12 protein-coding genes are annotated in these 14,928 nt (G+C 34.6%); 9 read left to right on the forward strand and 3 right to left on the reverse strand.

Translation table 11 applies throughout. The annotated features are described in order from the left end of the window. Window positions 1–10 precede the first annotated feature (10 nt). The 5 genes from AB0A59_RS04605 (at window position 11) to sepF (ending at window position 2,884) form a co-directional block, all read left to right on the forward strand. Complete coding sequence (locus tag AB0A59_RS04605; protein ID WP_458746881.1) at window positions 11–400, forward strand: RNA-binding domain-containing protein; 390 nt, start codon at window positions 11–13, stop codon at window positions 398–400. Window positions 401–411: 11 nt separating this feature from the next. Next, complete coding sequence (locus tag AB0A59_RS04610) at window positions 412–1,008, forward strand: PHP domain-containing protein (RefSeq protein WP_458746883.1); 597 nt, start codon at window positions 412–414, stop codon at window positions 1,006–1,008. Then, window positions 995–1,360, forward strand: coding sequence for an Rpp14/Pop5 family protein (locus tag AB0A59_RS04615; RefSeq protein WP_458746884.1), 366 nt, complete (start codon window positions 995–997; stop codon window positions 1,358–1,360). Before AB0A59_RS04610 ends, AB0A59_RS04615 begins: the two co-directional genes overlap by 14 nt. 43 nt (window positions 1,361–1,403) lie before the next feature. Then, window positions 1,404–2,513, forward strand: a complete 1,110-nt coding sequence (locus AB0A59_RS04620; RefSeq protein ID WP_458746886.1) for a tRNA (5-methylaminomethyl-2-thiouridylate)-methyltransferase — start codon at window positions 1,404–1,406, stop codon at window positions 2,511–2,513. Between the two features lie 83 nt (window positions 2,514–2,596). Further along, window positions 2,597–2,884 carry a cell division protein SepF gene (gene sepF, locus AB0A59_RS04625; RefSeq protein ID WP_458746888.1) on the forward strand — a complete coding sequence of 96 codons (288 nt, stop codon included), beginning with the start codon at window positions 2,597–2,599 and terminating at the stop codon, window positions 2,882–2,884. Between the two features lie 24 nt (window positions 2,885–2,908). Here the strand turns inward: sepF and AB0A59_RS04630 are convergent, their stop codons facing one another. After that, window positions 2,909–4,771 carry a beta-CASP ribonuclease aCPSF1 gene (locus AB0A59_RS04630; protein WP_458746890.1) on the reverse strand — a complete coding sequence of 621 codons (1,863 nt, stop codon included), beginning with the start codon at window positions 4,769–4,771 and terminating at the stop codon, window positions 2,909–2,911. Between the two features lie 172 nt (window positions 4,772–4,943). On the opposite strand from AB0A59_RS04630, the gene AB0A59_RS04635 reads away from it, so the two are divergent. Beyond that, on the forward strand, window positions 4,944–5,141 hold the full coding sequence (locus AB0A59_RS04635; RefSeq protein WP_458746891.1) for a hypothetical protein: 198 nt from the start codon (window positions 4,944–4,946) through the stop codon (window positions 5,139–5,141). Further along, window positions 5,131–7,926, forward strand: a complete 2,796-nt coding sequence (locus AB0A59_RS04640; RefSeq protein WP_458746893.1) for a DEAD/DEAH box helicase — start codon at window positions 5,131–5,133, stop codon at window positions 7,924–7,926. The genes AB0A59_RS04635 and AB0A59_RS04640 overlap by 11 nt, the downstream gene beginning before the upstream one ends. Before the next feature lie 53 nt (window positions 7,927–7,979). On the opposite strand, the gene AB0A59_RS04645 is transcribed toward AB0A59_RS04640, so the two are convergent. Both AB0A59_RS04645 and AB0A59_RS04650 read right to left on the reverse strand, forming a co-directional pair. Continuing rightward, window positions 7,980–9,422 carry a hypothetical protein gene (locus AB0A59_RS04645; protein WP_458746895.1) on the reverse strand — a complete coding sequence of 481 codons (1,443 nt, stop codon included), beginning with the start codon at window positions 9,420–9,422 and terminating at the stop codon, window positions 7,980–7,982. A gap of 353 nt (window positions 9,423–9,775) precedes the next feature. Next, window positions 9,776–10,915, reverse strand: coding sequence for a hypothetical protein (locus AB0A59_RS04650; protein ID WP_458746896.1), 1,140 nt, complete (start codon window positions 10,913–10,915; stop codon window positions 9,776–9,778). A gap of 379 nt (window positions 10,916–11,294) precedes the next feature. Between AB0A59_RS04650 and AB0A59_RS04655 the strand changes: the two genes are divergently transcribed. Continuing rightward, window positions 11,295–11,546, forward strand: coding sequence for a DNA-directed RNA polymerase subunit H (locus tag AB0A59_RS04655; protein WP_196815457.1), 252 nt, complete (start codon window positions 11,295–11,297; stop codon window positions 11,544–11,546). Window positions 11,547–11,554: 8 nt separating this feature from the next. Next, window positions 11,555–14,917, forward strand: a complete 3,363-nt coding sequence (locus AB0A59_RS04660) for a DNA-directed RNA polymerase subunit B (protein ID WP_458746898.1) — start codon at window positions 11,555–11,557, stop codon at window positions 14,915–14,917. The last annotated feature ends 11 nt before the right edge of the window (window positions 14,918–14,928 follow it).

Genomic DNA, 14,928 nt, shown 5'->3' on the forward strand with positions numbered 1-14,928 from the left:
ATTTTTTGAATTGTTTTCATTCGTAGATATATCTATATTAGTTCATGCAACGGAGGATGAAAACAAAATATTGAATCACACTTTGGAAAGTTTTAAACTCTCTACCAATGTAGTTACCATCGATTGGGTGAAAACTGAGGGGCATTGGAAGAATCCAATAATGCGACTAAATATAACTACATCATTCGATATAGATCGACTATATGACGACCTTTGTAACCAGCTAAGAATTAACTATGGATCCGAGGATTTTGATAATTATTTGAAAAACAACCATGATGAAAAAGGCTCTGTATATGTTCGACTAGATAAACAAAACCTTTGTTTAGGAAATCTTCTCCTTTCTGATACGGATGCCGTCAGAGTGGTATTCAAAAAGAAAGGAAAATTTGAAAAATAAACTGATTACTGTTGTCCACAAATAGAAACATTATTGACCTCTCCGTTGGTTTTTCTTTTCCGGATAAGACAGTATCGTTCATAAAAAAATTCTTTTCCATAGATGTAATAGGAATTTATGATAATAGATTGCTAGCTAATGAGAAGGACTCTCTGGTATTGAGGATTCAAAATACGAAACAAGGTCTCATTACTACCAAAAATAACTATTTCTATTTGTACTACCAAAATTTCCAAGGAAATCTTGACAATACATATGGTAATACAGATATCTTGACAATGAGTGATTTTTTTAATTCTAAGAATCTTTTGAGGAAATTAGCGGGCAAGAACATTGGATTTGAATTTATGCTATCAAAATTAAGATATTTAAATATCTCAGATCTAGGCAGATGGTTTTCATTTGTGAAATATTTTTATGGTCTCTGTAAAAGATATGGACATCAGTTAATACTCTCCAGCGGTGCAAAAAATATCTATGAGCTAATTTCTTTGCGCATAATCAATTCTCTCCTTGATAAATTGGAAGTTTCTTCTACTGAGTATTGGTCTGACCTAAACCAATGGTTGTCTCGTAAAAAAAGGGGTTTAATCTATGACCCTATCTAAAAAAAAATACCGTTATATTGGCATTTATCTATCTAGTCGCTCATCCTCAAATAAACCTGGTATTCTAGAAGAACTATCTACTAGATATTTGGGATTATTTGGATCAATTGATTACAGTAATGCCAATATCCGAATTATCGAGATTAGCGATATTCCTAATTCAATCGTCATATTAAAATGCCGATTGGAATCTTTGACTAGCATGTTGATATCTCTTAGCCTTATTGAATTAGAATTGATGATTGTGTCTATATCAGGTACGCTAAAACAGCTCAAAAAAAAAATTCTAATGTTTTTGAATTATGTTTCTGAAAATCAAAAAGATCTCACGTTTAACTTCAAAGACAGCTAAGTATAAAGATGCCACTAAGCAACTATATACAATTCGAGACATAATGTTCAAATCAAATTCAATGAAATCAACATCGGAGGAAAATAAAGAACTACTTAACCATAAAACCAAAGATACTGTTGACAAGAAAAAAACTAAGGCAGTAGCGTTATTATCGGGTGGTCTAGACAGTCACTTGGCAGTTAGGATGGTGAAGGAACAAGGTATTGAGGTAGAGGCAGTTGCAATTAAGACACCGTTCTGCGATTTTGATTGTGGGAAAGGGTGTGGACATAAGGTTCTAGAAGTTGCCTCTGAACTAGACATAAAGTTAAAAACTGTTTACTTAGGAAAGGAATATCTTAACATGTTAAAGAATCCTAAACATGGCTATGGTTCTGGGATGAATCCTTGTATAGACTGTAGAATGATGATGTACGATGAAGCAAAGAAACACATGCAAGAAATTGGAGCAGACTTTATCATTACCGGTGAGGTCCTTCATCAGAGACCCATGAGTCAAAATTCAAATGCTCTGTCTGTAATTGAAAAAGGAACACAGATGGAGGGAAAAGTGCTACGACCATTGTCTGCACGGTTGTTGCCCTTAACAAACCCTGAAAATAATGGATTAATAAATCGTTCAATGCTTGGATCCATACGAGGACGTTCCAGAAAAGATCAGCTATATTTAGCCGATAAATATGAAATCTCAGATCCTCCTAACTCTGCTGGTGGATGCCTTTTAACGGATCCTCAGTTTTCGAAAAGAGCTAGGGATCTGTTCAAATTTTCTGTTCCAGAGCCAAGTATCAACGATGTGGAACTCCTGAAAATAGGCAGGCATTTCAGATTAAGCTCCTTCTCAAAACTGATTGTAGGACGGAACCATACTGAGAATGAAATGATAAAATCATTAAGCGATGATACTGACTATTTAATACAGCCAGTGATAGTTCCAGGTCCCTCCTCTATATTGAGGTTAAATGTCGATCCAGATCTGCGAAAACACAAATATCTATTGAATTTATCTATTCAAATTACCTTGCGTTACTCTGACACGAAAGTAGAAGAAACGTACGAAGTTTCAGTGATTAATAGAAGAAAAAAATTAGTTAGGACCTTATCGTCTCGACCATTGAATAAAAATGAAGTAGATGATTTCAGAATTTGAATATACTCTTATATATTAACTTTAATATCTTTCAATATTTATATTAATCAAGTAGTTTATACATTAATTATATATCTGATAAAATGCAAACAAAAAAAATTGGGGAAAGACCTATTTATTTAAAGACTTTTACTCTTCGTCATTCAAAAGATATTGTTGAAATTAAAAGGGATATCAAAAAAAATATGATAATTATTATCAGAATAACACCGCTGGCGCAGAGAGATGTCGGAGAGTTAAAAGTGGTCGTTGAAGATCTTTATAAATCCGTTACCATATTAGGTGGAGATATAGCAAGGTTGGGTGAAGAACGTATTATAATTACACCTCCTGAAGTAAAAATATGGCAAAACAACCCGGACGCACTTTGATGACTAGTATAACTGATTACTAAATTACAATAATTTTATGGCTTCTTGATTTTGTAAATATTGAGTTGAAATGTTATGGACTTTACTAGAATAACCACAAAAGTTTTGCACTTTTGATCTTTCACCGTGATTTACCAATATTTTCCTAAGCTTCGGTCTTAATCTTGAAATATATGCATTTAGTTGATTAAAATCAGAATGTGAATTAAATGAATAGATTGTTTCAATAGGGCATCTTAATTCCAAGTCTTCTTCGTCTAAAGATATCTTCCTTTGTCCATCTATGATCTCTTTCCCTAATGTTACACCGGATGGTTTCGATGTGAAAATTATCAGATTTCCGGGATCATTTGATATTCTTTTTAAATAGTCCTTCGAGGAGCTGCAATTTAACATTGAAGAAGGATAAATGATGACGCCTGAGTCCAATTTTTGAGTATTTATGTCTGTAATCGATGCTATATTTTTGGAACGGAAGGGATTGTAATCATTTGATATAATAGATTGCTGTAACTCTCGATTTAAGAATTCCAAGTTGAATTCGTGTATAGAATTGATTTCGGTTACCAACTTTTCAATATATAATTTGCATTTCATTATTTTTTTTTGTTTAATCAGCATATCCAGAGTAATCAGTAATTCTTGGGAGCTTCCAATTAATTGAGCGGGCATCAAAGCTAATTTTTGATTGTTGATTACCTTATTGAGCACTTCTATTAATTTTTCTTGCGCATCTTCCCGAGACATATAGGAGTCTTCTCTTCCACCATTTGTTCCTTCAATTAGTAGTGTCTCTACTCTGGGAAAGTTCCATACTGCATTTTCCAAATACGAACTTTTTCCAAATTTTATATCTCCAGTATACACAAAATTATGATCTCCATTTCCTATATGGAGATGAAATGACGAAGAACCAATAATATGTCCTGCATTGTAAAGTGTAACTTTAATATCCGGAGCAACATCTGTAACGATATTATAATTCAGATGAATTAGATGCGAAAAAACCTTTTCAAATTCCGTGTCCGTATAGTGTGCTTCAGGTCCGTAATGTTTTATGTATTCTCTATATAGAATATACATTAGGTACGCAGTAGGCTCTGTACAATACACTGGACCATTGTACCCATACTTGAATAACATAGGCAAAAATCCAGTATGGTCAAAATGAGCATGCGTTAACAAAACAGCATCAATTTCAGAAAGCTTGGTCCCAGTTGAATCGAATCGTGGAAACCTAGACAGAGGGTCTTTAGTATATATGTTCATACCACAATCTAGTAAAACATTACTTTCATTGGTGCTCAAAATCATTGACGACCTACCTATTTCTGCAAATCCTCCCAAAGTGTTCAAATTGGCCTCAATATTTGGATCTAACTTTTCACGAAATATTTTCTCACCTACTCTCTTATAAAATCGAATGCGATAGTCAGAAACATTTCTAATAATTTTGTTAATATTCTTGATTGTGACCATGTTTTTCGGGGTCTTTTTAAATGATATTTTCCACCCTGATTCTAAGGTGATATTATTTATGATCTTTTCATCTTTTATTACTTCGGATATTTTTTTTACGAATATTGTGGCTTCTCCCAACGCAGGATCAAACAATATATCTGTTATGTTTGATTCCTGAGAAACATATTTTTCAGCTACTTTTTGAACTTCGCCCTCGTCAATTCGAATATCTTCATCTATCCTTAATACTATTCGCTTTTTAATCTGGCCAACTATATTAGACAATATTTTATTATTCTCGAGTAAAAATTGAGGTTTGTTTGTGTGAAGAGCGATTCTAGGACCCTCATATTCAATTTTGGTCAAAGAACATTCTTTAGGAAGATTCTGTAAAATTGTTGCCATTACAGATTGACTTTCAGGCAAGTTCTGGCTCGATTCAAAGGACCTCGAGTACATTTGAATCACAGTTTTTGATTAAAATCAAATAGTAAAACAATTAACAAGGAACTTTTGAATATAAAAACCTATTTCTTTATTTCTCTTTTGTTCTTTAACATATTTATAAGCTGATTACTAATATCTATTAGTCCAAAGGATGGCTGATTATTTTGACAATTTAATTTTTTCATCATCAATAATTATATTTGTTGTCGCTTTGATTTGTATATTTGCTTATGAGTTTTTCTTTAGGGGTCAAGGCAATATTGCTGAACAATCTCGAGTAGTAGAAAAAATTAATAGAAAGGGTTCTAAATTTAAGCAAAAGCAACAGCCTGATAAAGTTGAAAAGTAGTTACACTCAATTAGAACGACATATATTAAATAAATTTTCAAAAGAATCTTTTTCAAAGTTAACTTCCATCCAGAATCAATCATTTAAGGTTTTAGTACGTGGGCGGGATTCTTTGCTGGTAGCGCCGACAGGTTCTGGAAAAACTGAATCTGCTATTATTCCAGTAATTACCATGTTAGCAGATGACAAAGGTATGGAATCCGCTGATGACAGAGGTATAAGATGTTTATATGTTACTCCTCAGCGTTCATTAAATAATGATGTTTTTAGAAGAATCATAAAGTATGCAACTAATGAAAATCTAAAAGTCGATATAAGACATGGCGATACATCGTATACTAAACGAAAAAAAATTTATCAAAATCCGCCAGACATATTGATAACCACTCCGGAATCCTTGGCAATTATGCTAGTTAATGAAAAGATGGGTCAGTTATTGAAAACAGTAAGATGGGTTATCATTGATGAGATTCACGAGATCATATCTTCCAAACGAGGATCTTATCTGTCGTTGTGCTTGGAACGTCTGACTTTTTTTTCTACTGGCTTTTGTAGAATAGGTGTTTCAGCTACTGTTGGAAACCTTGCTGAAACATCTCGTTTTTTGGTAGGAAAAAATAGGAAATGTGCAATTTTGGTAGATAAAACTCTGAGAAAATATGATATCGATCTTAAACATATAGAAGGATCAATTAAAGAAGTTTCTACCTTTATTTTAGACTATGTATCTAAAAATCATTCAGACTCTTCTGTTTTGTTATTTACAAATACTCGCGATGAATCTGAATTTTTGAGTACGGTACTCAAAAATCAGGGTAATTTGCAAGTTCAGGTACATCACGGTTCACTATCAAGAGATGCTCGAGAGGAAACTGAAAATTATTTGAGGAGTGGTTTTATCGGAATTGTGGTATGTACGTCTTCTCTTGAATTGGGGTTGGATATCGGATCGGTTGATCTCGTAATACATTATGGATCCCCTAGACAGGTATCAAAATTAATACAAAGGATTGGACGTAGTAGGCATACACGGAGATCATCTGCTAAGGGACTGATAATTACAAATAATCATGATGATTTTTTAGAATCATTGGGTATAATTCAAAGAGTTAGAAAAGGATCTATTGAAGATCAAATTCCACACGAATGTCCACTTGATGTGTTGGCGCATAACATAGTCGGAATGACGTTACAAACTAGAGAAAAGTTGAATTTGGAAAAATTATATGGAGTCTTTTCATCTGCTCACTTATTCAGATCACTGTCATATTTTGATTTCATTGATTGCATAAATATACTCGCTAATAGTTTTCTAATCCGATTAGACGTGGAAAAAAAACATGTTACAAGGACTGGAAAGTCTTATAAATACTATTATGAAAATGTTTCCACAATACCACACATCGTAAAGTTCGAAGTAATTGATTCGATATCAAAAAAGAGAATAGGTACCTTAGATCAACAGTTTGTGGGAGATTACGGAGAAAAGGGAAACGTCTTCGTCCTAAAAGGTTCACAGTGGAGAATATTGGTAATAGATGAGGGAAAACTTCAAGTTCATGTTGAACCGCTAAGCGGTGCTCCGATTAATGTTCCATATTGGGTAGGAGAAATGATACCAGTCGATTATGAAACTGCGGTGATGGTGGGCAAATTAAGAAAAAAAATTAGGTCAGAAAATTCAAGCAAAAAAATTGATGTTAGTTTCTCTGATACAGATCCGAAGATAATTGCTAATGTGTCAAGGAATATAAAATCGCTGGAAATTATTCCAGATTCCTCAAATTTAGTCTTTGAGACTATACCTAACGAAAGTATTATTGTAATCCATAGTACTCTAGGTTCAAAAATCAATAATACCTTGGGTTCATTACTGTCTACATTCCTCTCATCAAAGACTGGTTATATAATTGAGACTCGGTCAGATCCATATAGGATATTATTGAGTTCTGTGAGTATCAGATTAAGACGGAATCATATTTTTTCATTGTTTGATGATGAATTTGATGTAGAATCAGTATTAATAGCGTCTTTTAGCGGAACATATAATATCAATTGGAAAGTATGGGGTGTTGCGAAGCGATTTGGACTCATAAAAAAAGAGTCCGTTTACGATAAAAGGGTGGCCCGCATGCTTTATGATAGATACTATAAGACCTCGCTTAGTAAGGAATCGATTAGAGAATTAGTCCACGATAAGTATGATGTAAAAAAGACATCTCAAATAATTAAGGATATAAAATCTGGAGTCATCAATTTGCATTGGGTAGACACCCGTCAATTTTCCGGACTTGCTCAACCTATCTTATTACGTTCTAAGAAATCAATTTCGGCCCCACTTGGTATAGAAAATGGAATATTAGAATTGGTAAAGGAACGCTTGACCAAAACAAAGCATAAGTTAATTTGCATGAGATGCGGTAAATGGGAGAGAGTATTTGAAACTAAGGATATACCAAGCAAATTAGGTTGTCCATTCTGCAAATCCAAGCTAGTTGCGGCTACTTTTTGGAAGGATGGTGATTTGGGTAACATCATTGGTAGGAAAATTACTGGGGCTTCACTCTCAAAAGATGAAGAACATAAATTTGATAGAGCTTGGAAAATAGCTTCTTTGATAAATAATTTTGGAAAAATGGCTATTTTTGTGTTATCAGGTCACGGAATCGGAGCTGATACTTGTGCTAGGATCTTACGTAATTATACTGATGATGAGAACTTGTTGAAAACAATCTATGAAGCTGAAAAACAATACGTAATGACTAGAGGATTTTGGGACAATTGATGAAACTTGTTTATTTTAAGATCATTAATTAATCATGATCCATCATACCAATCTTAACTTATTTTCATAATATTTGAATAAGGTTTAAGAGATAACTCGATATTTCCTTCCTTTCCACTCGATGCATTTACTGCCAAAATTCTTACCCTTTCACCTATTTTGAGTTCACTTACTAAACTACTACTTTCTCTCCAACCCACTAATCTGATTTCTCCGGTGTCATCGCCTACTATTGTGTCTGCAACAGTCACTATTTCTCCACTCTTAGTGTTAACATCCATCTTATTTGGATTCTGAAGAACAATGACCTCCACTACATACGGCTTGTTCATGCTATCTATGTCTACTATTTTACTTTCAAACTGTCCAGCCATTGGTATATCTTTGTCCTCCTTCAAAATCTGTATGTAGGAGTCTTGAGCAGTTATCTCGATTGTATTTCCAAGAACTCTATTAGGATAACATTCAATCACGTCATCCGTTTCAATTTGAATATTAAATAGTTTACTATCTATTAATAATAAATATGACTTTGTAGCCTTATCTATTGCCATACAATGCATTTTCCTCTCTGACTGATCGATCCTTGCGGAGATAATCCTCAGTATGTAGTTCTCCACAGGTTCTATTTGCTCTACAAATTCAAACCCTGTACCCTCATCACCATGTATTTCTAAATCGCCATTACTAAAATTAGGATTACCTAGTTTCGTCTTCACGCCGATCAATTTGATTTTTGAGCCTATAGTCAAAGACTTTGGGACTTTTTCTTCATTAATATTCCAAACTATGGATCGAATTTTCCTCGTGTCGCTATCATTTGATAACTCCATGTGTAGGGATTTTGCACGTTCTCCTCTACTGTTGGTGAATGCAGATATCCTCGGATCCGAAGTAATTCTTCCAGAAATAACCATATTTTCTTTCGGAACATCTAGGTCATCAATAGTTTTTGTAATCTCAGAGAGTAAAGGAATTTGATATTTTTCGTATTCTGAAACAATTTCAATTGACCCGTGGCCGCTCAAGTTGATAATAGGTTTATTATCCATCCCGGCTTTGACCTGACCCTTTGATACTTTAATCAAATCTCCAAGCTTTAAATCCATCTGTTCGGGCAGATCTACAAAATCATCCCAGAGCTTTACTTTGATATTTGAATCCTTATCATAAATATGGATAGTTCTGTTCTTTGATTCCTGATTTGAATCCCTTTTCAAAAATATCTTGATTGGATTAATCGTCATAATTCTACCGACAGTAGTCACATCCCTGGCGCCAACGAATATTTCTTTGATACTATATTCTGATTTCGAGGTTTTTTCCAAAGAAATACCTAAATCTGCGGCCACTAGGAATAATGCCCCTTGGTCCGTCAAATACCCTGCACCTACCTTTGTCTTTTTTTCTTCAATCAATTCCTTTAATTTCGCAAAATTTAGGTCCTGCTTTTCTTCCAGAATAATTTCAATCATTTTATTATAGTCGAGTGCCAATTATGATGATCTAAATCACATTAGATATTTTAATTTAAAAAAATTTTCGTAGAATGTTAAGTGAAATATAATTTTTATCTCATGTATACCTTGCAATTGATTGAGTATCGACTCCTATTATAGTACGTAAATTGAAAAGAATTCGAGTGTGGATACATAATGTCGATTGGTTCATTACAGTAAATCTCTATCTCGCCTTGACACGAATGAGAAGGGTGGTCATACCTCAAGTATCGGGCATTTATCTTCGATTTTTCAGTTATCTCCAATCCTAAACTGATTGATCAGGATAGACGTGGGTTATAATATTGAATTCTACCTACATCCAAAGCATGTAAACAGTCTTATGTTGCTTATTTTCTAATATGAAACTTTCTCTTTCTATACAGGAAATAAACAATAGTAAAAATTATCCCGAGGATGAATGAAACCACGGATATCAAGAAATATAGATTTTGGTTACCATCATGAATATCATTCGGTTTAGAAATGCTTAAACCAGACTGATCTTGACTAGTTATATTACTAAGTTCTGTACCGATGATTTTGATCACTTTTGCATCTTTTCCAAATTCTATTACCAGTTTTCTAGTTTCATTTTCAACAGTAGAATCCTCAGATGATATATTTGATTTATTTTTGTTTACTATTTCCTGATATTTAGATGGTTGATTATTTATTAACACTGTAAAGTTCTTATCTGTTTCATCTATCCTCGAATCTATTATCCTCCGAGGCAGATCAATGGATAGTTCCCCATTTTCGTTATATGATGTTATATCGAGGGTTAGGGTTTTATTAATTCCTGATTTTGATTGTAGTTGGAGATCACTTAGGCTCCCGCCTTTTAGTTCGATGCTGGTGTAATAAATTTTATTATTAACTGTAATCGGGATAATTTGTTGCAATATATTGTTTAAACCAGACTGATCTTGACTAGTTATATTACTAAGTTCTGTACCGATGATTTTGATCACTTTTGCATCTTTTCCAAATTCTATTACCAGTTTTCTAGTTTCATTTTCAACAGTAGAATCCTCAGATGATATATTTGATTTATTTTTGTTTACTATTTCCTGATATTTAGATGGTTGATTATTTATTAACACTGTAAAGTTCTTATCTGTTTCATCTATCCTCGAATCTATTATCCTCCGAGGCAGATCAATTACTACACTATCTGATTTACTTTGACCTGGGGTTATTACAAGAGTAATACTCTTTTGATCATTATCATAAAGTATGTTGCTAATTCTAACTCCTACAGTTGATATTGATACTGGATTCAAAACATTATCTATATTGACTTGATAATAAATATCATTTTTTATATTCGGGAAACCCATAGGATTTCCATTTGCGGATGTGTTTCCAAAAATTTTGTCCTGACTTTTAGGGGTATCTATAGTCGTGTTATCTGCATTATTCAAACTAGCAAATGCATCTCTAAATCCAAAATTACTGCAACCTAATATTCCGATGCATAGTGACATCGCGAGCAGGCAAATTCCAATCAATACCACAGGTCCATACTTCCACAATAATTTAGTATAGGTCTAATCATATGATATAAGAATTCTGCGCTATCGATTTGCTTTAACATTCAATATGTCTCCTTGCATGTCTTGTTATTTTCTTACCTGTAAAGATCTATGGGTTGTGATTTCCCAATTATGCTTTTCTGAAATTACATTTACTTTATAATATCGAAATCTTCATTCTAGTATTGATAAATAATATAATTTCGGATTATTTTACAGGGGTTTATGCCGTCTGAGGGAATATTATATATATTCGATTACTGCTTTATTCGATACTTGACATTTATTTTGTTATTATGTGATCAAATAATTAGTATGGGGGAATTGTATATTGTCAGCTGAGAAGAAAGAGATAAGAATAGTTGATCATATTTACCAACCTAAACATGAAATTCTAACAAAAGATGAGGCTGAGCTTGTTTTCAAGAAATTCAATTCTAAACCCAGCCAATTTCCTTATATGATGTCTTCTGATAAAGGCATTCAAGGATTAGAGGCTCAACCTGGAGATGTAATTAAAATAACCAGGAAGAGTTCTACTGCGGGTGAAAGTGTATATTACCGATATGTAGTAGAAGGTTGATCTAGTTAATGACAGTCAGTATCAGTAATAATTCATTAGATATGTGGCCTATCATCAACGATATTTTGCGACGAGAGGGAGTAGCAAGGCAGCATCTCAATTCTTACAACGAGTTTATTGAACGGGGACTCCAAAGCATAATTGACGAGGTCAATGAGATAGAAATCGAAACGGCAGAGTATCCTTATAAAATAAAATTGGGAAAAATCAAAATGCAACAGCCTAGGATCATGGAACTAGATGGTTCAATTACTCACGTTGCACCTGTCGAAGCTCGACTTCGCAATTTAACTTACGCTTCTCCAATCATGTTGGAATGCAGCATAGTTGAAGAGGGCAAAACTTTGGAATCAAGATTTATCCATATTGGTGATATGCCTGTAATGGTAAAGTCAAACGCCTGTATGCTTCATAATTATTCTGAAACAAAATTAATCGATGTGGGGGAAGACCCAAAGGATCCTGGTGGATATTTCATCATAAACGGTTCAGAAAGAGTAATAGTTGGGTTGGAGGATCTTTCTTATAATAAGATCATCGTTGATATCGAGGAAACATCGGGTACCATGTTATACAAGGCAAAAGTATACTCTTCAATTGTTGGATATCGTGCAAAATTGGAGTTGATTATGAGGCCTGATGGTTCCATAGTTTCTAAGATTCCCGGTTCTCCAGTTGATATCCCCCTTATCATATTAGTGCGGGCTCTAGGTTTGGAGTCCGATAAAGATATTGCAAATGCAGTTTCTTTGAATGATACTATCCAGGATGAACTGGAGCCATCTTTTGAAAAATCTGGCGAAGTTGCCACTAGTAGGGACGCCATAATTTACATAAGTAAAAGAATTGCACCAGGCATGTTAGAAGAGTTTCAAATAAAAAGAGCCGAAACATTATTGGACTGGGGACTATTGCCTCATCTTGGTAAGAATCCTGATAACCGATACGAAAAGGCATTGTTTTTAGGAGAATCCGCATGCAAATTGGTTGAGTTAAATCTTAATTGGATTGAACCAGACGATAAGGACCATTATGGCAATAAAGTCATAAAATTTGCAGGTCAGATGTTGGCAGACCTATTCAGGACTGCATTTAGGAACCTTATTAGAGATATGAAATATCAGTTAGAAAGATCTGGTCAGAAGCGAGGAATCAATGCAGTAGCAGCCGCTGTCAGGCCCGGAATTATTTCTGACAAATTAAACAACGCAATAGCTACCGGAAATTGGGGAAGGGGTAGGGTCGGTGTTACCCAACTTCTAGATAGAACAAATTATATGTCTACAGTTAGTCACCTAAGGAGAATCCAGTCTCCACTAAGTCGAAGTCAACCCAATTTTGAAGCTAGGGATTTACATGCAACTCATTTTGGACGTATCTGTCCAGCCGAAACACCAGAAGGTTCTAATTGTGGATTAGTTAAAAACTTGGCACTATCTGCAGTAATTTCAGTCAGTGTTTTATCATCCGATGTAATTGAAAAATTATACGAATTGGGTGTTCAAAATGTGAACGAGGCAAATGATGATTTAAAACAAAAAGGTGCTAGAATATTTGTCGATGGCCGATTAATTGGATACATAGAAGATGGTCGTAATTTATCAAACAGATTGCGTACCATGAGACGATCTGGTAGAATGCACCCTCATATGGGAATCTATTTTTATTCTTCTTTGAATGACAACGCAACAAAAAGGTTGTATATCAGCTGTAACTCAGGCAGGGTATTGCGTCCGCTAGCAATAGTAAAAGATGGAAATATACTATTGACAAAGGAAGTGATCGAAAAGATTTCAAAGAAATTCTTATCATGGACTGATCTTTTATACATGGGAATTATAGAACTTGTAGATGCCAATGAGGAAGAAAATTGTTATATTGCAAGTGAACTTAGGAATATAACTAACGACCATACTCATGTTGAGATCTTCTTATCTTCGATATTGGGTGTTGGTGCCTCTATTATTCCATACCCTGAACATAATCAATCACCTAGGAATACCTATGAGAGTGCAATGGCAAAACAAAGTTTGGGCTTCTCTACTCCACTAATGAATGCGAGTACATATGTGAGGCAACATTTTATGCTTTATCCACAGATGCCTGTTGTAAGCACTAAAGCAATCAATTTATTGGGATTAGATGAACGACCAACCGGCCAAAATTGTGTGGTAGCGGTTTTGCCATTTGAAGGGTATAATATTGAAGATGCTGTAGTTTTTAGTAAATCATCAATAGATAGAGGACTAGCACGTACATTCTTTTATCGTGTTTATGAAGCTGAAGCTAAACAATATCCTGGAGGAATGAAGGATACTTTTGAGATCCCGTCTTCTGAAGCAAACATTCGTGGTTATCGTGGAGAAAAATCTTATCGTTTATTGGAACAAGATGGTGCTATAATGCATGAATCAGTTGTTAATGGTGGTGATATTTTGATTGGCCGAACTTCACCGCCCAGATTCATGGAGGAATACAAAGAGTTTGAAGTTAAGGGTCCATATCGACGTGACACATCAATAGGAGTTAGACCATCTGAGAATGGGGTGGTGGATACTGTCATCATGACTCAGTCTGTAGAAGGTGGCAAAATGTATAAGATCAGAGTTAGAGATATGCGTATTCCGGAGATAGGTGATAAATTTGCCTCCCGTCATGGTCAAAAAGGAGTTGTTGGTATGCTTGTAAACCAAGAGGATTTGCCTTATACCGAAGATGGTGTAGTACCAGATGTAATGATCAACCCTCACGCATTTCCTTCTAGAATGACAGTTGGGATGTTCATGGAGTCATTGGGTGGTAAAGCTGCTTCTTTGAGAGGTAAAATCGTTGATGGCTCTGCATTTTTGGGGGAAAAACTGAATGATATAAAGGATACAATGGAGTCTTATGGATTCAAGCATAGCGGAAAAGAGGTAATGTACGATGGGAGGACCGGGAAGCGATTCCCGGTTGACGTTTACGTTGGCGTTGTATACTATCAAAAACTTCATCATATGGTTGCTGACAAAATCCATAGTAGAGCAAGAGGTCAAGTTCAAATGTTAACAAAGCAACCTACAGAAGGTAGAGCTCGAGGGGGCGGGTTGAGGTTTGGAGAAATGGAAAGAGATTGTCTAATTGCATATGGTGCTTCAATGATGCTAAAGGACAGACTTTTAGAAGAATCTGATAAAGCAGAGATAAATGTATGCGAGAGATGCGGATTATTATCATATTTTGACACAAAACAGAGAAAATATGTATGCCGGGTCTGTGGTGATAAGGCAAAAATTTCCAGTGTTATTATTGCATATGCTTTCAAATTATTATTGCAAGAAATGATGAGTTTAAATGTCGCTCCACGCTTATTGGTAAAGGAGAAGGTTTAATCATTTTGGTT

This window comes from Candidatus Nitrosocosmicus sp. T (assembly GCF_054408485.1).

What these genes read in the sequence shown, in the direction of transcription:
- sepF (WP_458746888.1), top strand. Translation starts at nt 2,597, where the DNA reads ATGCAAACAAAAAAAATTGGGGAAAGACCTATTTATTTAAAGACTTTT.
- AB0A59_RS04650 (WP_458746896.1), bottom strand. Translation starts at nt 10,915, where the DNA reads ATGTCACTATGCATCGGAATATTAGGTTGCAGTAATTTTGGATTTAGA.
- AB0A59_RS04635 (WP_458746891.1), top strand. Translation starts at nt 4,944, where the DNA reads ATGGCTGATTATTTTGACAATTTAATTTTTTCATCATCAATAATTATA.
- AB0A59_RS04620 (WP_458746886.1), top strand. Translation starts at nt 1,404, where the DNA reads ATGTTCAAATCAAATTCAATGAAATCAACATCGGAGGAAAATAAAGAA.
- AB0A59_RS04660 (WP_458746898.1), top strand. Translation starts at nt 11,555, where the DNA reads ATGACAGTCAGTATCAGTAATAATTCATTAGATATGTGGCCTATCATC.
- AB0A59_RS04615 (WP_458746884.1), top strand. Translation starts at nt 995, where the DNA reads ATGACCCTATCTAAAAAAAAATACCGTTATATTGGCATTTATCTATCT.